The sequence below is a fragment of the Roseitalea sp. genome (assembly GCF_984466335.1).
In genome coordinates this window covers 1-17,733 of sequence record NZ_CFIFWG010000052.1, presented here as the reverse complement: position 1 = coordinate 17,733, position 17,733 = coordinate 1, and the positions used below count along the sequence as shown (strand labels likewise).

The 17,733-nt window shown below is 68.4% G+C and carries 15 protein-coding genes and 1 pseudogene; 10 read left to right on the top strand and 6 right to left on the bottom strand.

The window, feature by feature from the left end; translation table 11 throughout:
- The 8 genes and pseudogenes from AC5E6L_RS06845 to AC5E6L_RS06810 form a co-directional block, all read left to right on the top strand.
- Positions 1-287 (top strand): DnaB-like helicase C-terminal domain-containing protein (locus AC5E6L_RS06845; protein WP_491772167.1); only part of this gene is annotated, 287 nt, incomplete at its 5' end.
- A 120-nt stretch (positions 288-407) separates the two neighbouring features.
- Positions 408-785 (top strand): nuclear transport factor 2 family protein, encoded by a 378-nt coding sequence (locus AC5E6L_RS06840; protein WP_491772165.1) that lies wholly within the window; start codon positions 408-410, stop codon positions 783-785.
- Positions 786-969: 184 nt separating this feature from the next.
- Positions 970-2,109, top strand: coding sequence for an alanine racemase (gene alr, locus AC5E6L_RS06835; protein ID WP_491772163.1), 1,140 nt, complete (start codon positions 970-972; stop codon positions 2,107-2,109).
- Position 2,110: 1 nt separating this feature from the next.
- On the top strand, positions 2,111-3,520 hold the full coding sequence (gene radA, locus AC5E6L_RS06830; protein ID WP_491772161.1) for a DNA repair protein RadA: 1,410 nt from the start codon (positions 2,111-2,113) through the stop codon (positions 3,518-3,520).
- Between the two features lie 92 nt (positions 3,521-3,612).
- Positions 3,613-4,137 carry a CvpA family protein gene (locus AC5E6L_RS06825; RefSeq protein ID WP_491772159.1) on the top strand — a complete coding sequence of 175 codons (525 nt, stop codon included), beginning with the start codon at positions 3,613-3,615 and terminating at the stop codon, positions 4,135-4,137.
- Positions 4,138-4,154: 17 nt separating this feature from the next.
- The gene (gene purF / locus AC5E6L_RS06820; RefSeq protein WP_491229882.1) at positions 4,155-5,612 is read left to right on the top strand and encodes an amidophosphoribosyltransferase; all 1,458 of its coding nucleotides are present in this window, start codon (positions 4,155-4,157) and stop codon (positions 5,610-5,612) included.
- A gap of 17 nt (positions 5,613-5,629) precedes the next feature.
- Positions 5,630-6,385: an SDR family NAD(P)-dependent oxidoreductase gene (locus tag AC5E6L_RS06815; protein ID WP_491229881.1), complete on the top strand. Its 756-nt coding sequence runs from the start codon at positions 5,630-5,632 to the stop codon at positions 6,383-6,385.
- 56 nt (positions 6,386-6,441) lie between these two features.
- A pseudogene (locus AC5E6L_RS06810) lies at positions 6,442-8,265 on the top strand (AMP-binding protein); the annotation flags it as partial.
- A 424-nt stretch (positions 8,266-8,689) separates the two neighbouring features.
- Here the strand turns inward: AC5E6L_RS06810 and pssA are convergent.
- The 4 genes from pssA to AC5E6L_RS06790 form a co-directional block, all read right to left on the bottom strand.
- A complete protein-coding gene (gene pssA, locus AC5E6L_RS06805) occupies positions 8,690-9,547 on the bottom strand; it encodes a CDP-diacylglycerol--serine O-phosphatidyltransferase (RefSeq protein ID WP_491229884.1) in 858 nt (285 codons plus the stop codon).
- A gap of 9 nt (positions 9,548-9,556) precedes the next feature.
- The gene (locus AC5E6L_RS06800) at positions 9,557-10,255 is read right to left on the bottom strand and encodes a phosphatidylserine decarboxylase (RefSeq protein ID WP_491772157.1); all 699 of its coding nucleotides are present in this window, start codon (positions 10,253-10,255) and stop codon (positions 9,557-9,559) included.
- Positions 10,256-10,343: 88 nt separating this feature from the next.
- A complete protein-coding gene (locus AC5E6L_RS06795; RefSeq protein ID WP_491772169.1) occupies positions 10,344-12,200 on the bottom strand; it encodes an ABCB family ABC transporter ATP-binding protein/permease in 1,857 nt (618 codons plus the stop codon).
- A 251-nt stretch (positions 12,201-12,451) separates the two neighbouring features.
- Positions 12,452-14,239: a LysM peptidoglycan-binding domain-containing protein gene (locus AC5E6L_RS06790; protein ID WP_491772155.1), complete on the bottom strand. Its 1,788-nt coding sequence runs from the start codon at positions 14,237-14,239 to the stop codon at positions 12,452-12,454.
- Between the two features lie 157 nt (positions 14,240-14,396).
- Here AC5E6L_RS06790 and AC5E6L_RS06785 point away from each other — a divergent pair, with 157 nt between their 5' ends.
- Positions 14,397-14,996, top strand: coding sequence for an LOG family protein (locus AC5E6L_RS06785; protein ID WP_491772153.1), 600 nt, complete (start codon positions 14,397-14,399; stop codon positions 14,994-14,996).
- 89 nt (positions 14,997-15,085) lie between these two features.
- Positions 15,086-16,312 (top strand): glycerophosphodiester phosphodiesterase family protein, encoded by a 1,227-nt coding sequence (locus AC5E6L_RS06780; RefSeq protein ID WP_491772151.1) that lies wholly within the window; start codon positions 15,086-15,088, stop codon positions 16,310-16,312.
- Positions 16,313-16,321: 9 nt separating this feature from the next.
- Here the strand turns inward: AC5E6L_RS06780 and rarD are convergent, their stop codons facing one another.
- Together rarD and AC5E6L_RS06770 are read right to left on the bottom strand one after the other, a co-directional pair.
- Positions 16,322-17,254, bottom strand: coding sequence for an EamA family transporter RarD (rarD, locus tag AC5E6L_RS06775; RefSeq protein ID WP_491772149.1), 933 nt, complete (start codon positions 17,252-17,254; stop codon positions 16,322-16,324).
- Positions 17,251-17,733: alpha-isopropylmalate synthase regulatory domain-containing protein (locus AC5E6L_RS06770; protein ID WP_491772147.1), on the bottom strand; the 483-nt coding region annotated here is incomplete at its 5' end. The genes AC5E6L_RS06770 and rarD, both read right to left, overlap by 4 nt.

The window sequence follows — 17,733 nt, the reverse complement described above, 5'->3', positions numbered from 1 at the left end:
ACCTGCGCGAATCGGGCTCGATCGAACAGGACGCCGACGTCGTCCTGTTCGTCTCTCGCGAGGACTATTACGTCAAGAACCAGGAGCCGCGCCGCGCGGCCGACCTCAAGACCGAGGCCTATATCGCCGGGGAGGAGAAGATGCGCAAGGTCGAGGGCACCGCGGACGTGATCGTCGCCAAGCAGCGCCACGGCCCCACCGGCACCGTCCAGCTCGGCTTCCAGGGCGAGTATACGCGCTTCTCCGATCTCGCCGACGCCTCGCATCTGCCCGAACGGTTCGAGTGAGGTCGGGCCAACTGCCGGCGCCCCTTCCCTCACGATCTTGTGAGCGCGCGATTGCGGTCTTGCCCGCGTCATCGGGTCGCGCTATAAGTGGAACATAAAGAGAACACTGAGAGGACCCCCATGACCAAGACCACAGAGGATATCGGCAATGAACTGGTCGCCCTTTGCCGGGCCGACGACACGGCCACCGGCCTGAAGACGCTTTACGCGCCCGATGCGGTGTCCGTCGAAGCGTTCATGCCGGACGGCGGCGACCGCGTGACCAAAGGCGTCGAGGGCATCGCCGGCAAGCATGCCTGGTGGGAGGCGACGTTCGAGGTCCACGCGGCGCAGGTGGAAGGCCCCTACCAGAGCGGCGACGACCGCTTCGCGGTGATTTTCGAGATCGACTCCACGCACAGGCAAAGCGGCCAGCGCAGCCAAATGAAGGAGATCGGGCTCTACCACGTCTCGGGCGGCAAGATCGTGCGCGAGGAATTCTTCTATCCAACGGGATAGTTCCGGGGCTGCGCGCCCGCCCCGTCCCGCGGCATGAGGCCGTCATCGCCCCTATCGTGAGGTGCGCTGCCGAGCTTGCCGAAACGGAGCCTCCAATGGCGAGGGCGATGATGGTCGAACCACAAAGAGAACGCACATCCCGGAAGGGCTGTTCGGGAACGGGCCGACCGGGTAAGTCCGGCCGATGAGCGAAGAAACCGAATTGCTCGACCAGGCCGGCGCGCGGCTGACGATCGATCTGGGCGCGATCGTCGCCAACTGGCGCGATCTTGCCGCGCGGTCGCGGCCGGGCCGCTGCGCCGCCGTGGTCAAGGCCAACGCCTACGGCCTTGGCGTCGAGCGCGTGGTGCCGGCGCTTGCGGCGGCGGGATGCGAGACGTTCTTCGTCGCGCTGGCATCGGAGGGGCTGGCGGCAAGGGCGCTGGAGCCGGCCGCGCGCATCTTCGTGCTGAACGGCGCCCATGGCGGCTCGGTCCGCGCGATGGTCGAGGCGGACCTGATCCCGGTCCTGTCGAGCATGGAGCAGATCGCCCTTTGGGCGGCCGCCGGGGACGGGGCGCCCTGCGCGATCCATGTCGACACGGGCATGAACCGGCTCGGCCTGACGGCGCACGAGGCGCGGGCGCTGGCCGGCGATGCCGGACCGCGATCGGGGCTGAACATCGTGCACCTGATGAGCCATTTCGCCTGCGCCGACACGCCCGGCCATCCGCTCAACCGGCGGCAGACGGAGTCCCTTCAAGAGGTTGCGGCCGACTTTGAAAGCGTTGAATCAAGCCTGTCCAACTCGGCCGGCGTGCTGACGGGCGGCGCGTTCGGCCACGGCCTGACCCGGCCGGGCATCGCGCTCTATGGCGGCGAGACGGTCGCCGGCCGGCCGAACCCGATGCGCACCGCGGTGACGCTTCAAGCGCGCATCGTGCAGGTGCGTCGCGCCAAGGCGGGCGAAACCGTCTCCTACGGCGCCGCGCAGATGCTGGACCGCGATACGAAAATCGCCATCGTCTCGGCCGGCTATGCGGACGGCGTGCCGCGTTCGGGCTCGGGCGCGGGCGTGCCGTTGCGCGGCGCGGTTCCGGGCGGCCTTGCCGGCTTCATCGGCGGCCATCGCGCACCGGTGCTCGGCCGCGTCACCATGGACCTGACCTGTTTCGACGTCACCGACGTGCCGGACGACACTCTGGACGAAGGGTGGATCGAACTGATCGGCCCGCACATGCCGCTCGATGACGTCGCCCGCGCCTGCGGCACGATCGGCTATGAGGTGCTGACCGGTCTCGGACGGCGCCATCGGCGATGCGTCACCGCCGGGCACGCGGGCTGAGATGGCCAAGACCCGCACCCGGTTCGTCTGCGCCAGTTGCGGCGCGGTGCATGCCCGCTGGTCGGGCAAGTGCGATGCGTGCGGCGAATGGAACACGATCGCCGAGGAAAACCCGGTGGCGGGGATCGGCGGCGGACCCGGCCGGGCGCTGCGCAAGGGCCGGCCGGTGGCGCTGGTTCCCCTGTCCGGCGAAAGCGAGGACGCGCCGCGCATCGTCTCGCGCGTCGGCGAACTGGACCGGGTGACGGGCGGCGGGATCGTGCGCGGCTCGGCGCTCTTGCTCGGCGGCGATCCGGGCATCGGCAAGTCGACGCTGCTCATGCAGGCCGCCGCCGCCCTGTCGCGCGCCGGCCATGGCGTGGTCTATGTCTCGGGCGAGGAGGCGGTCGCCCAGGTGCGGCTGCGCGCGCAAAGGCTGGGCGCGGCCGACAGCGCGGTCAAGCTCGCCGCCGAGACCAACATCGAGGACATATTGGCCACGCTCGATGCGGGCGGCGCGCGGCCCGACCTGGTCGTCCTCGATTCGGTGCAGACGCTGTGGACGGACGGCGTCGAAAGCGCGCCGGGCACGGTGACGCAGGTGCGCGCCAGCGCCCAGGCGATGATCCGCTATGCCAAGTCGACCGGCGCTGCCGTGGTGCTGGTGGGCCACGTCACCAAGGACGGCCAGATCGCCGGTCCCCGCGTCGTCGAGCACATGGTCGACGCGGTGTTGCAGTTCGAGGGCGACGGCGCCCACCAGTACCGCATCTTGCGCGCGATCAAGAACCGGTTCGGGCCGACCGACGAGATCGGCGTCTTCGAAATGACCGGCGCGGGCCTCAGGCAGGTGCCCAATCCGTCCGAACTGTTCCTGGGCGAGCGCTCGGCCGACGCGCCGGGGGCGGCGGTGTTCGCGGCCATGGAGGGCACCCGGCCGGTGCTGGTCGAAATCCAGGCGCTGTGCGCGCCGACATCGCTGGGCACGCCGCGCCGCGCCGTCGTGGGCTGGGATTCGGCGCGGCTGGCCATGGTCATCGCCGTGCTCGAAGCGCGTTGCGGCGTCCGGCTCGGCCAGCACGACGTCTATCTGAACGTGGCGGGCGGCTACCGCATCGCCGAGCCGGCCGCGGATCTGGCCGTGGCGGCCGCGCTCGTCTCCTCGCTGGCCGGACTTGCCCTGGACGCCTCGACCGTCTATTTCGGCGAGATCAGCCTGTCGGGCGCCATCCGGCCCGTGCCGCACGCGGCGAACCGGCTCAAGGAGGCCGAAAAACTGGGATTCCCCGAGGCGGTCCTGCCGGCGGCCGGCGGCAAGGCGGCAGCCGCCCGCAAGGGGATGCACGAATTGGAAACGCTTATCGATCTGGTCACGCGCATCGCCGGTGGAAAACAATTGTCGCGCGATGCCGACCCGGAGCAACGGGCTTGAGCGGCCGGGCCGATGGCGGCACAAGTCACGCAGGCGGCGCGCGGCCGCACGACCGACACCGGACAAACCGCCCAGCGGAGAACATCTCGCCCATGCCCATCACCCTGCTCGACGCCCTCTTCATCGGCCTGGTGCTGATATCGGCGGTGCTCGCCATGGTGCGCGGCTTTTCGCGCGAGGTCCTGTCGATCGCCTCCTGGGTGGCCGCCGCGGCGGCGGCCTTTTTCTTCTATCGCCCGCTTACGCCCTTCGTCATGGGCTATGTCGACAATGAGCTGGTCGCGCAGCTCGTCTCGGCCGGCGCGATCTTCCTTGTCGCGCTGATCGTCGTCACGCTGATCACAATGCGCATCGCCGACATGATCATCGACAGCCGCATCGGCCCGCTCGACCGGTCGCTCGGCTTCCTGTTCGGCGCAGCGCGCGGCATTATCGTCGCCGCCGTCGCCATATGGTTCATCAACTTCTTCGTCGGCGAACAGGACATCGCCTGGATCGACGGCGCCAAGTCCAAACCCTTTCTCGACCAGGTGGCCGAAGCGCTCGTCGGCCTTTTGCCCGACGATCTGGGCGCCGTGATGCCGGGCGAGGCGACCGTGGGGACGACCGACACATGACAGACCCACGCGCAGGCATGGCCAAGACTGCGGCCGAAGCGGACGATCACTTCCACGATGAATGCGGCGTGTTCGGCATTTTCGGCCGGGCCGACGCCGCATCGTTCGCCACGCTGGGCCTGCATGCGTTGCAGCATCGCGGCCAGGAGGCGGCCGGCATGGTCTCCTTCGACGGCTCGCAGTTCCACATCGAGCGCCATATCGGGCTGATCGGCGACAATTTCACCAAAAGGGCCGTGCTCGACCGGCTGCCGGGCGACCGCGCCGTCGGCCATACGCGCTATGCGACGACCGGCGGCGCCGGCCTGCGCAATATCCAGCCCCTGTTCGCCGAACTGGACGATGGCGGGCTCGCCATCGCCCACAATGGCAACATCACCAACGCGCTGACCGTGCAGCGCGACCTACAGCGCAAGGGCGCGATCTTCTCGTCGACCTCGGACACAGAGACGATCCTGCATCTGGTCGCAACCAGCGGCAAACCCGACCTGCTGTCGCGGCTCAACGAGGCGATCGGCCAGCTCGAAGGCGCGTTCTCGCTCGTCGCGCTGTCGTCCAAGAAGATGATCGGCTGCCGCGACGCGCTCGGCATCCGGCCGCTGGTGCTGGGCGATCTGGACGGGTCGTGGATTCTGGCGTCCGAGACCTGCGCGCTCGACATTATGGGCGCGCGCTTCGTGCGCGACATCGAGCCGGGCGAGGTGGTCGTCATCACCGACGCGGGCATCGAGAGCCACTTCCCGCTGACGCCGCAGCGCCCCCGCTTCTGCATCTTCGAATATGTCTACTTCTCGCGCCCCGACAGCCGCGTGGAAGGCCGCAACGTCTACGAGGTGCGCAAGCGCATCGGCGCCGAACTTGCGCGCGAGGCGCCGGTCGGCGCCGATATCGTCGTGCCGGTGCCCGACAGCGGCGTGCCGGCGGCGGTCGGCTTCGCGCAGGGCGCGGGGCTGCCGTTCGAACTGGGCATCATCCGCAACCACTATGTCGGCCGCACCTTCATCCAGCCGACCGAGGCGATCCGCCACATGGGCGTCAAGCTCAAGCACAACGCCAATTCCTCGGTGCTGGAAGGGCGCTCGGTGGTGCTGGTCGACGATTCCATCGTGCGCGGCACCACCAGCCAGAAGATCGTGCAGATGGTGCGCGAGGCGGGCGCGCGCGAGGTGCATATGCGCATCGCATCGCCGCCGACCATGTCCTCGTGCCACTATGGCGTCGACACGCCCGAGCGCTCCAAACTGCTCGCCTCGCGAATGAGCGTGGATGAGATGGCGCACTTCATCCGCGTCGATTCACTCGATTTCCTGACGATCGACGGGCTCTACCGGGCCGTCGGCGAAGCGGTTCGCGACGCCGATGCGCCGCAATTCTGCGATGCCTGCTTCACCGGCGCCTACCCCACCCGCCTCTCGGACATCGAGGGGCCGGACAATGTGCGCAAGCTGTCGCTGCTCGCAACGCCCAGCCAGTGAACACGGTCGTTGCCGCCATGACCGCAACGCCCGACCTGACCGGCAAGCTGGCGCTCGTGACCGGCGCCTCGCGCGGGATCGGCTACGAGGTCGCGCGGCAGATGGCGGCGGCGGGCGCCCATGTCATCGCGGTCGCGCGCACCGTTGGGGGGCTTGAGGACCTCGACGACGAGATCGCCGCGGCAGGCGGCGAGGCGACGCTCGTGCCGCTCGACCTCAAGGATTTCGACGGGATCGACCGGCTGGGCGGCGTCATCGCCGAGCGCTGGGGCAGGCTCGACATCCTCATCGCCAATGCCGGCATATTGGGCGCGCTGACCCCGGTGAGCCAGATGAAGGCCAGGGACTTCGAGGCGGTGATGGCCGTCAACGTCACGGCCACATGGCGGCTGATCCGCTCGACGGACCCGCTGCTGCGCGCCTCCGAGGCGGGCCGGGCGGCCATCATGTCCTCGTCGGTCGCCCACAAGGTCAAGCCCTATTGGGGCGCCTACGCCGCATCCAAGGCCGCCATCGACATGATGGCCCGCGTCTGGGCGGCCGAGAACGCCAAGGGGCCGATGCGCGTCAACCTGGTCGATCCAGGCCCGACGCGCACCGCCATGCGGGCCCGGGCCATGCCCGGCGAAAAACCCGAAACACTGCCGACGCCGGCGGAAACGGCGGCGAAAATCGTGCCGCTCGCCGGCGAGGCGGTTACGCGAAACGGGCTCATCTTCGATGTGCCCACGGGCCGGTGGATGAACGTGCCCCTTCCGGCGCCCGCCGACTGAGCCGCCTCGGCCTTGATTGACGCACGGCGTCAATCGGATAGATTGCCTGACCGAGCATGGCTCTGGGGGTCGCCAGCCGGATCGAGGGAGGAGCCGAGATGGCCTGGGCGCTGCTTGCGGTCGTCGCCATTGTCGGGTTGTGGGCCGTGCTGGCCGTGCGCGAGCGCGCCGCCCTGGGCGCAAGCTGGGCACAGGCCATGGCCCTGGCGCCGCTCAAGCTGGCCCTTCGGCTCGACACGCGCGGGCTCATTCCGGTGCGCGACACAGGCGGCCCGGTCGTCTTCGCGATCCACGAGCAGGCGCGGATCGACGCTGCCGTCAGCCTCGCCGCCCTGCCCGACGACACGCTGCACGTGCTCGATCCGGCCTCGGCGGGCCATAGGCTGGTGGAAGCTTTCCGGCCACTGGGCAAGGCGGTCGTCTTCGACAAGGAGAGGATGATCGCCAACCGGCGGCTCGTGACGCATCTCAAGCGCGGCGGGCGGCTCGCCGTCTACTTCCCCGACGCGGTCGAGCCGGACGCGGCCGCCTTCCGCCTGTACCGCGCGGTTGCCCTTCTGGCGCGCAAGACGGGCGCGTCCATCGTGCCGGTGACCGTGCGCGGCTCGCGCTTTGCGGGCTCGTCCTTCACGCCCCCCGACAAGGCCCCAAGGGCGCGCTGGCCGCGCCTGCGCCTGCATGCCCTGCCCGCCGCCTCGATCGCCGAGCTGATCGCCTTTGGCGGCCGCGAACGGACGACGCCCGCCAACGCCCTGTTCGACCGCATGGCCGAATTGCGCGTCACCGCGGCCGACCTTTCGCAGACGCTGTTCGAAGCGCTCGTATCGGCCGCAAGGACCTACGGCCCGGGCCGCGTGATCCTCGAAGACACGGTGAGCGGGACGCTCGCCTACAAGCGCGCGCTGATCGGCGCGCGGGTCCTGGCGGCGCGCTTTGCGGCCATGTCCGAGCCCGGCGAGGCGATGGGCGTGCTCCTGCCCAACGCCAACGGCGCGGCGGTCACCTTCTTCGCCCTACAATCGGCGGGCCGGGTCGCGGCCATGCTCAACTACACCGCCGGCCCCGGCAACGTGGTCTCGGCGATCGAAACGGCGAGGATCCGCACGGTCCTGTGCTCGCGTGCCTTCGTCGAAAAGGCCGAGCTGGAGCCGCTAATCGACGCGATCGAGGACAATGGCACCACGATCGTCTGGCTGGAGGATGTGCGCGGAACGGTCACCACGGCCGAGAAGCTGTCGGCGGCGCTGCAATGGGCCCGGCCGGTGCAACGGTCCGACCCCGGCGCGCCGGCGGCGATCCTGTTCACCTCCGGCACGGAGGGGACGCCAAAGGGCGTTGCGCTGTCGCACCGCAACCTGATCGTCAATGCCGCCCAGTCCGAGGCGCGGGTGTCGATCTCGGTGCGGGACAGCCTGTTCAACGTGCTGCCGCTGTTCCATTCGTTCGGGCTGACGGGCGGCATGGTGCTGCCGCTGCTCTACGGCGTGCGGCTGTTCCTCTACCCCTCCCCGCTGCACTACAAGCTGATCCCGCAGGTGGCCGCGCGCGTGCAGCCGACGATCATGTTCGGCACCGACACGTTCCTTGCCGGCTATGCGCGCACGGCCCGCGATACCGACTTTTCCTCGCTGCGCTTCGTCGTCGCCGGCGCCGAGGCGGTCAGGCGCGAGACCCGGCAGGTCTATCGCGCGCGCTTTGGCTGCGCGATCCTGGAAGGCTACGGCATGACCGAGGCTTCGCCCGTCGTGGCCGTCAATTCGGCCACCCATTGCCGGCCCGGCTCGGTCGGCCGGCCGCTCGCCGGCATTTCGATCCGGCTGGAGCCGGTCGAGGGGATCGAGGGCGGGGCGCGCATGTGGGTCAGCGGCCCCAATGTGATGATCGGTTATCTGAAGGCCGAAAGGCCCGGCGAGATCCAGCCGCCCGGCGATGGCTGGTACGATACGGGCGACATCGTGCATCTCGACCATGAGGGCTTCATTACCGTGCGCGGTCGGGCCAAGCGCTTCGCCAAGATCGGCGGCGAGATGGTCTCGCTGGGCGCCGTCGAGATGCTGGTCCAGTCGCTGTGGCCGGCGGACCGGCACGCCGCGCTCTCGGTGGCCGATCGGCGCAAGGGCGAAAAGATCGTGCTGGCGACGACCGCCAGGAAGCCCGACAGGCAACGCATCGCCCAAAAAACCGAGCAGGAGGGGCTGAGCAAGCTGATGGTGCCCTCCGACATCGTCGAGATGGACGATATCCCGGTGCTGGGCTCGGGCAAGACCGACTATGTCACGCTGCAGGACCGGGTCATGGCCATGCTCAAACGTCTGGGCCGGCGGATGAAGGGCGCATCCGAAGCGCGTGACGCTTCGCCTGACGCCGCCAAAGACGCAGCGAAAAGGGCAGGAACGCCAGATAGGCGATCGCCGAAAGGCTCAGCGTCGTCCAGGTGAAGTTGGCAAGCGCGGCGACATAGAGCACAACGAACAGGATCAGCGGCATGACGGCCGTGCGCGGCACCCGCGCCCCGGACAGCTTGCCGGACCAGACCGGCAGGTTCGAGACCATCAGAAAGCCGATGACGATGGTGTAGATCGAAACGACCGAGGCGGTGAACCAGTCCGGCGAAAACCCCAGGAACCCAAGATAGACCGGCAGCAGCACAACCAGCGCGCCGCCGGGCGCGGGAATGCCGACGAAATAGGCCTTCTGCCAGCGCGGCCGGTTCGTGTCGCCGGACATGATGTTGAAGCGCGCCAGGCGCAGCGTACAGGCGATCACGTACAAAAGGGCCGCGATCCAGCCCAGCTGCGCCGCCTCGTCGAGCACGAAAATATAAAGCACCAGCGCCGGCACGACGCCGAAATTGATCGCATCGGCCAGCGAATCCATCTCCGCTCCGAACCTGGAGGTGCCCTTGACGAGCCGCGCCATGCGCCCGTCCAGCCCGTCGAGCACGGCCGCCAGCAGCACGAGTCCGATCGCCGCGTCGAAGCGTTCCTCGAACGCCATGCGCACCGCCGACAATCCGGCGCAGATGGCCAGGACGGTGATGATGTTGGGGATGACGACGCGCAGCGGAATCTCGCGCAGGCGCCTCTTGCGGCCCGTCCCCCCGCCATTTGCGGGATCGCGTTCCGGACCGTCCGGCTCGAACGGCGGAAAGGCGTCGCCCATCGACATCGCTCAGGCGATCCGGGTGACCGGCGCGGGTCCGGGCCGGCCGAACGCGGCGATCACCGTCTCTCCGGCGATCGCCGTCTGGCCGACAAGGACATGCGGCTCGGCGCCTTCGGGCAGATAGACGTCAAAGCGCGAGCCGAACCGAATGAGGCCGATGCGCTCGCCGGCGCCGATCTGCTCGCCCTGGCGGCGGAAGCCGACGATGCGGCGCGCCACAAGGCCCGCCACCTGCACCGCCGCGACCGGGCCGTGCGGGCCGTCGAAGACAAAGCCCTGCCGCTCGTTCTCGCGGCTTGCCTTGTCGAGATCGGCGTTGAGGAACGTGCCGGGGCTGTAGGCGATGGAGGCGATGCGGCCGCGCACCGGCGCGCGGTTCACATGCACCGAGAACACGTTCATGAAGACCGAAACGCGCAGGCGCTCGCCATCGCCCAGGCCCAGTTCGGCCGGCGGCACGGCCGGACCGACCGCCGATACGATGCCGTCCGCGCCGCTGACGACGACATCGTCGTCAAGAGGCGTGACCCGCTGCGGGTCGCGAAAGAAATAGGCGCACCAGCCGGTCAGGGCCAGGCCGATCCAGAACAAGGGGTCCCAGATCAGGCCGCCGATCACCGCCGCCGCAAGGAAAGCGCCGACGAACGGCCAGCCCTGGCGATGGACAGGCACGAGGGCCTTGGTGACGGTGTCGATCAAGCTCATGGCGATGTCCGGCATTGTTTCGATCGGACCGGACATATTGTGCCACGACAAACCGTGCAAGGGACAGCTTGTGACCTGCCGCCTCCCCCTACCGCGCTGGCGCGGCCGGCGGCCGGCGCACGACCACGCCCATATCGTCGGTCTCGCGGGCGGCGCGCAACTTCGCCTCGGCCTCGATCGCCTCGGACTGGCGCGCCCACATATGCGCGTAAAGCCCGCCCGGGACCGCCAGCAGATCCGCATGCCTGCCGCGCTCGGCGATCCGGCCCTCGCGCAGCACGATGATCTCGTCGGCGCCGATCACCGTGGACAGGCGATGGGCGATGACGAGCGTGGTGCGGCCGCTTGAGACAAGGTCCAGCGAAGCCTGGATGTCCTGTTCGGTCGCCGTGTCGAGGGCCGAGGTCGCCTCGTCCAGGATCAGGATCGGCGGCGCCTTCAGGATCGTGCGGGCGATGGCGACGCGCTGCTTCTCGCCGCCGGACAGTTTCAGCCCGCGTTCGCCGACCATCGTGTCATAGCCATCGGGCAGGTCGGCGATGAAGTCGGCGATCTGCGCCATCTGGGCGGCCTTGCGCATCTCGGCGTCGGTCGCGTCCGGCCGGCCGTAGCGGATGTTGTAGGCGATGGTGTCGTTGAACAGCACGGTGTCCTGCGGGACCATGCCGATCGCCGCGCGCAACGAGCCCTGCGTCACGGTCCGCACGTTCTGGCCGTCGATCGCGACGGTGCCTTTTTGCACGTCGTAGAAGCGGAACAGAAGGCGCGAGAGGGTCGACTTGCCGGCGCCCGACGGGCCGACGATGGCAATCGACCTGCCGGCCGGCACCTCAAACGAGATGCCCTTGAGGATCGGCCGCTCCGGATCGTAGGCGAAGTGGACGTCGTCGAAGCGGATCGCGCCCTCGGCGATCTTGAGCGGGCGCGCGTCCGGCGCATCGGCGATCTCCGCGTCGACATCGAGCAGGTCGAACATCTGCTCGATATCGGTCAGGCCCTGGCGGATTTCGCGATAGATGAAGCCGATCAGGTTGAGCGGCACCCAGAGCTGCATCAGCATGGCGTTGATGAAGACGAAGTCGCCGATTGTCTGCTCGCCGGCCCGCACGGCGCGCGCCGACATGGCCATCATGGTCAAAAGACCGACGCCGAAGATCAGCCCCTGGCCGAAATTGAGCCAGCCCAGCGAGGTCCACACCTTCGTTGCCGCATGTTCGTAGCGGGCCATGGAGCGGTCGAAACGGTCGGCCTCCATGCGCTCGTTGCCGAAATATTTGACAGTCTCGAAATTGAGCAGGGAATCGATCGCCTTGGTGTTCGCCTCGGTGTCCGAATCGTTCATCTGGCGGCGGATCTCGATGCGCCAGTCCGAGGCGCGCATGGTGAACCAGGAATAGGCGATCACGGTGGCGGCCGTCACGAGCACATATTCGATGCCGTAGGCAAAGCCGAAGATGATCGCGATCAGGCCGAATTCGATGATCGTCGGCACCGTGTTCAGGATGGTGAAGCGCACGATCGCCTCGATGCCCTTGGTGCCGCGCTCGATGATCCGCGACAGCCCGCCCGTGCGCCTTTCCAGATGGAAGCGCAGCGACAGGGCATGCACGTGCACGAACGTCCTGTAGGCGAGCTGGCGCACCGCGTGCTGGCCCACACGGGCGAACAGCGCGTCCCGAAGCTGGTTGAAGCCCACATTGACGATGCGGAAGACATTGTAGGCCACCACCAGCATGACCGGAGCGAGCAGCGCGACGGGAATCCAGCCGGCCGCCGACAAATCGCCGTTGAGCGCGTCGGTCGCCCATTTGAAGCCATAGGGCACGAGCATCAGGGTGAACTTGGCGAGCAGCAGGAACACAAGCGCCCAGAGCACGCGGCGCTTCAGATCGGGCCGGCCGGCCGGCCACATATAGGGCCACAGATTCGCGATCGTGCGCATCATGGCGCCGCGGTCGGCGGAGACGGTCTTGTCAGGCACCGGCCCGATCTTCCCGTTGCACGGGGCGGGCCATATGCCGGTCGGCGGCGGCGCGGCGCGCCCCGGCGAAAGCGCCGGGACGGCATCGCGGCGCCTCATCGCCGGCATCGGTGGGGGATGGGGGCACAGGCATCGTTCGTCGCCGATATACGATAAGCGATGAGCTGGCCACCGCCGGTGCTGCCCCTTCAACCAATTTACGACACGCCGGGCGATCAGTTCCGGTCGCGCAGTGCGCGATGGACGGCCTCGGCATCGTCGATCGCCTCGTCGGGCACATCGAAGACCTGGCCCGGCAAGATGAGATCCGGGTCGCTGATCTGCTGCCGGTTGGCGAGGTAGATCGTGGTGTATTTGACCCCCTGCCCGTAAACGCGGCGCGAGATCTGCCACAGCGTGTCGCCGCGCCGGATGATCACGGACTTGCCGGTCGGCACCAGTTCGGCGGCGGCCTGGGGCGTATCGGCCACGAACAGCGGCGGCCCCTGCAACACGCCGAGCGCCTGCGGCACGTTTATGGGCGGCTCGTCGGCGCCCGGCGTCTTGGCGACATCGCCGTCGCCATCGCCATCGCCGGGCGCGGGTGCGGCTTCGGCCGCCGATGCGACACCCAAGGCGGGGCCGCCGCCTTCGGGCGTGTCTGTCGCGGGCGAGGGCGATGTCAGCGTATCGAACGGAATCGGCGGCGGCGAGGCGGGCAGCTGTACCAAGGGCGCCACCGCCACGGCGGCGAGCCGCTCGCCGGCACTGCGCGTGAACGGCACGGAAACGCGGGCCAGGACCCGGCCCGTCAAGGGATCGATCGCATCGGCGCGGACGATATAGTCGCCGACCGGCAGGTCACGCCGGACCTGAACGAGGAACCGGCCGCCTTCGCCGGTGATCGTATCGCCCAGCAGGATCGCGTTCGCATAGAGCCGGAGCCGCGTGCCGGCGGGGGCGGCACCGGCGACGAACAGGTCGGAACCGTCGATCTCGACCGCCTCGATGCGCAGATCGACCGACGCGCCATCGCCGCCGGGCGGGGGCGCGGCGGCTTCGTCCGCATCGTTCGCACCGGTCTCGGGCAAGGCCGCCAGATCGACAGCCTGCCCGGCCCGTGGCGCCGCATCCTGCGTCTTGATGGCCGGTGCCGATGCGTCCGCGCTTGCGTCGGCATCGAATGGCGCGGGCGCGTCCGCATCCGCCGCCTCGTTGGCGGCCGGGGCGCTCGCCACATCTGCGGACGTGGCATCCCCGTCGCCCACCGTCGGCGCCAGCTCTTCGCTTGCGGCCGGCTCCTCATTTTCGCCCGTCGCCGGCTCCTCGGGCTCGGCTACCGGCGTCAAGGCGGGCGACCGGGGGCCCGGCGTCGTGATCAGGCGCGAGGGCGCGCCCGGCGCCTCGACCAGCGCGAGCACGTCGGCGGAGCCCGGCTCGGGGATGGCGACGATGGCCGTCTCGCGCGAGGTGACGACCACACCGTCAGGCGCGGTCGCGCGCAGGACGATCTGATAGTCGCCCGGCGCGAGGGGTTCATCGAGAACGGCGACGAAATCGCCGTTGGCGGCGGCCTCGGCCATTGCGATCGTACGTGAGCCGGCAACGATTTCCATTGTCGCGTCCGCCGGCCCGGAACCGGCGATGACGAGCGAGCCGTCCGGCTCGACGCGCAAAAGGTCAAAGCGCGCAACGGGCGGCTGCGTCCCATCGCCCTCGGGCACGGCCGGCGATCCGGCCAAATCTGCATCTTCGGCCAAGCCTGCATCTTCGGCCAAGCCCGTGCTCCCGGCCGTGCGCGCATTCCCGGTCAGGGTGGGCGGCGCGTCCGGATCGACGGCCAGCGCCGATGCGGGCGGCGATGACGGCAGCGATTCCTGCGCGCCCACGGCAACATCGGCGCGCTCGCGCGCCAGGCCGTCCTCCAGCGCAGCGCGCACGCCGGCAAAGTCGACGGCGACAGCGGCCGCAGCGCCGACGAACAGCGCGCCAATGGACCACAATATCGTCGGACGGATCGCCATCTTACCCTTCACGTGGAACCATCGGCGCCCGAGGGCGCCGAATTTTCATCTGCCATAATGCCAATCTAGGCGTTTTATCCTTGCGCTGCAAATGCGCACGCCCATGCAACCATCGGCGCGGCTTGACCTTTTTGGTGCCGCGCGCCACAGATTCCGCATGAACGAAATAAAATCGATCTGCGTTTATTGCGGTTCCTCGCCCGGCCGTGACGGCGTTTACGAACAGGCCGCCCGGCGCCTGGGCGGGGCAATCGCCGAGGCGGGCATGCGGCTTGTCTATGGCGGGGGCACCAAAGGTCTGATGGGCGCGGTCTCGCGCGGCGTGATGGATGCGGGCGGCAAGGTCACGGGCATCATCCCGCGTTTCCTGATGCACAAGGAGGCAACCGAGGACGCGCTGGGCGCGCTCGACGAACTGATCGTCACCGACGACATGCATGAGCGCAAGCACACCATGTTCGCGCGCTCGGATGCCTTCGTGACCCTGCCCGGCGGCATCGGCACGCTGGAGGAGGTCATCGAGATCCTGACATGGGCGCAACTCGGACGGCACACCAAGCCGATCGTGCTGGCCAACATAGACGGGTTCTGGAACCCGCTGACGGCCTTGCTCGACCATATGGGGAAAGCCGGCTTCATCCACACCGGCCATCGCGTCAAGCCGCTGGTGCTTGAGCGCACCGATCAGATCGTGCCGGCCATCATGGCCGCCTCCAACGGCGCGGCGGGCGATCGGGCGGTGATCGGAAGGTTGTGAGCACGGTTGGAATTGTTTCGTAAAACTGACGGATGGCTGTCATAGATCTCTGATTTAGAAGCCGGGCTTGCCACACTCAGGAGCCCGCAATGCCGCGCCATATACCCCTCGCCCTTCTCGCCACCGCCATCACCGGGGCAGCCGTTTCCGAAAGTCTGGCCGAAACGCCGGTCCAGATCGGGCCGCGCCCGTTCTTCCTGATCGACAATATGGATGAGGGCGAGCTCAAGCAGAAGCTGGCCGCCTGCCGGGCCGGCCCTTTCAGCCGTTCCGAATGGTCGATCGGCCATCGCGGCGCGCCGCTCCTGTTTCCAGAGCACACGGTCGAATCGAACCTGGCCGCCGCGCGCATGGGCGCCGGCATTCTGGAATGCGACGTGACCTTCACCATGGACAAGGAACTGGTCTGCCGCCACGCGCAGAACGACCTTCACACGACGACCAACATCCTTGCGACCGATCTGGCCGAAACCTGCGTGACCCCGTTCACGCCGGCCACGGGCGCAGAGCCCGCGCGCGCCGAATGCCGCACCTCCGAGATCACGCTCGAACAGTTCATGACGCTGACGCCGAAGATGGACGCGGCCGACCGCACCGCCACCACCGTCGAGGCGTATATGGACGGCACCGCCAACTGGCGCACCGATCTGTACTCGGCCGATCCGGCGACGCTGATGAGCCACGCCGAATCGATCGAGCTGTTCGGGTCCCTGGGCGCCAGGTTCACGCCCGAGCTGAAGACCCCTGCGGTCGAGATGCCGTTCGAGGGGTTTTCCCAGCAGGACTACGCGCAAAAGCTGATCGACGAATACAAGGCCGCCGGCGTGCCCGCCTCCGATGTGTGGCCGCAATCGTTCAACCTGGAGGACGTGCTGTACTGGATCGAAGCCGAGCCGGAATTCGGCGCCCAGGCCGTCTATCTGGTCGACCATTACACCATCGACGGCTGGAGCCCGACGGACCCGGAAACCTGGCCCAACACGATGACCGAACTGGCCCAGATGGGCGTCAACTACATCGCGCCGCCCACCTGGGTGCTGGTCACCGTCGGCGACGACGGCACGATGGTGCCTTCGATCTGGGCCGAACGGGCCAGCGCCGCCGGCCTCAACATCATCACCTGGACCGTCGAACGCTCGGGCAATCTGAAGGACGGCGGCGGCTGGTACTACCAGAGCGTCGCCGACATCACCGACAATGACGGCGACGTCTTCAACCTGCTCAACGTGCTGCACGAGGATGTCGGCGTCGTCGGCGTGTTCTCCGACTGGCCGGCGACGACCACCTACTACGCCAACTGCTTCGGGCTGCAATAAAGCGGGAATTCACGTCACGGACGGCGTGCGGGCGGCAGCCCGCGCGCCGCGAAACAGGGACCATGTGTAAAGGCCGAGCGCCGCCCAGATGAAGCAGAAGGCGACAAACTGCCAGAGCGAGAACGGCTCGCCGAAAACGAAGATCGCCACCAGGAAGATCAGCGTCGGGGTCAGGTACTGCATGACGCCGATCGTCGTGTAGCGCAGCAGCTTGGCGCCGCTGGCGTAAAGAATGAGCGGGATCGCCGTCACCGGGCCGGCCAGCAGCAAGAGCGCGATGTCGCCCCAGCCGGTCGGGCCGAAATGGCCGGTCCCCCGCGCGCTCATCCAGCCGATGATCGCCAGCGCCGGCACCGACAGCAAGATCACCTCCAGCATGAAGCCCTGCGCGGCGCCCACCGGCAGCGTCTTGCGGAAGAACCCGTAAAGGCCGAACGAGAAGGCAAGGGCCAGCGACACCCAGGGCAGCCCCCCGGCGCGCGCGGCCAGGACGGCGACGGCGATGGCGGCCATGGCGATCGCCAGCGCCTGCGGACGGCTCAGCCGCTCGCCCAGGAACAGCGTCGCCAGCAGCACGTTGACCAGCGGGTTGATGTAATATCCCAGCGCCGCCTCGACCGTGCGCTCGGCGGCGATCGCCCAGACATAGACGCCCCAATTGATCGAGATGAGCCCGGCGGTCAGCGCGGCCTGGGCCAGCGCTTTGGGGTCGCGCAGGGCGGCGCGCAGGTCCGCCGTGCGCCGCATCGCGACCAGCAGCAGGCCGGCGACCGGCACCGACCACAGGACGCGGTGGGCCACCACCTCCCAGGCGGTCATATGGTCGACCCATTTCATGTAGAAGGGCAGCAGGCCCCAAAAAAAGAACGCGCCGAGCGCGAAGGCGAAGCCGGCGGCCGGCTCGGCCGCGTTCGGGCCGGAAACGGCGGGCCGGACGCTCATTGCGCCGCCACCAGGCCGGCGGTGCCCCTGTTCTTCATTAGCTTGAAGGTGATGGAGTCCATCAGCGCCTGGAAGGACGCATCGATGATGTTGTCGGACACGCCGACCGTCCACCAGCGCCGGCCGGTCACATCGGTCGATTCGATCAGAACGCGCGTGATCGCCTCGGTGCCGCCGTTCAGGATGCGCACCTTGTAGTCGACCAGTTCGAGGTCGGCGATCTCGCCCTGATATTTGCCCAGATCCTTGCGCAGCGCCAGATCGAGCGCATTGACCGGCCCCCGCCCCTCGGCGACCGACATGCGCTGCTCGCCATCGACCGTCACCTTGACCACGGCTTCGGACAGGGTGACGAGCTTGCCGCGCGCATTGTGGCGGCGCTCGATGACGCAGCGGAACGAATCGACGGCGAAGAACTCGGGCACGTCGCCCAGCGTGGCGCGGGCGAGCAGTTCGAAACTGGCGTCCGCCCCCTCATA

Coding starts and splice junctions, on each gene's coding strand:
- pssA (WP_491229884.1), bottom strand. CDS start 9,547: ATGGGCGACGCCTTTCCGCCGTTCGAGCCGGACGGTCCGGAACGCGAT.
- AC5E6L_RS06825 (WP_491772159.1), top strand. CDS start 3,613: ATGCCCATCACCCTGCTCGACGCCCTCTTCATCGGCCTGGTGCTGATA.
- AC5E6L_RS06795 (WP_491772169.1), bottom strand. CDS start 12,200: ATGATGCGCACGATCGCGAATCTGTGGCCCTATATGTGGCCGGCCGGC.
- AC5E6L_RS06815 (WP_491229881.1), top strand. CDS start 5,630: ATGACCGCAACGCCCGACCTGACCGGCAAGCTGGCGCTCGTGACCGGC.
- radA (WP_491772161.1), top strand. CDS start 2,111: ATGGCCAAGACCCGCACCCGGTTCGTCTGCGCCAGTTGCGGCGCGGTG.
- AC5E6L_RS06790 (WP_491772155.1), bottom strand. CDS start 14,239: ATGGCGATCCGTCCGACGATATTGTGGTCCATTGGCGCGCTGTTCGTC.
- AC5E6L_RS06840 (WP_491772165.1), top strand. CDS start 408: ATGACCAAGACCACAGAGGATATCGGCAATGAACTGGTCGCCCTTTGC.
- alr (WP_491772163.1), top strand. CDS start 970: ATGAGCGAAGAAACCGAATTGCTCGACCAGGCCGGCGCGCGGCTGACG.
- purF (WP_491229882.1), top strand. CDS start 4,155: ATGGCCAAGACTGCGGCCGAAGCGGACGATCACTTCCACGATGAATGC.
- rarD (WP_491772149.1), bottom strand. CDS start 17,254: ATGAGCGTCCGGCCCGCCGTTTCCGGCCCGAACGCGGCCGAGCCGGCC.
- AC5E6L_RS06780 (WP_491772151.1), top strand. CDS start 15,086: ATGCCGCGCCATATACCCCTCGCCCTTCTCGCCACCGCCATCACCGGG.
- AC5E6L_RS06800 (WP_491772157.1), bottom strand. CDS start 10,255: ATGAGCTTGATCGACACCGTCACCAAGGCCCTCGTGCCTGTCCATCGC.
- AC5E6L_RS06785 (WP_491772153.1), top strand. CDS start 14,397: ATGAACGAAATAAAATCGATCTGCGTTTATTGCGGTTCCTCGCCCGGC.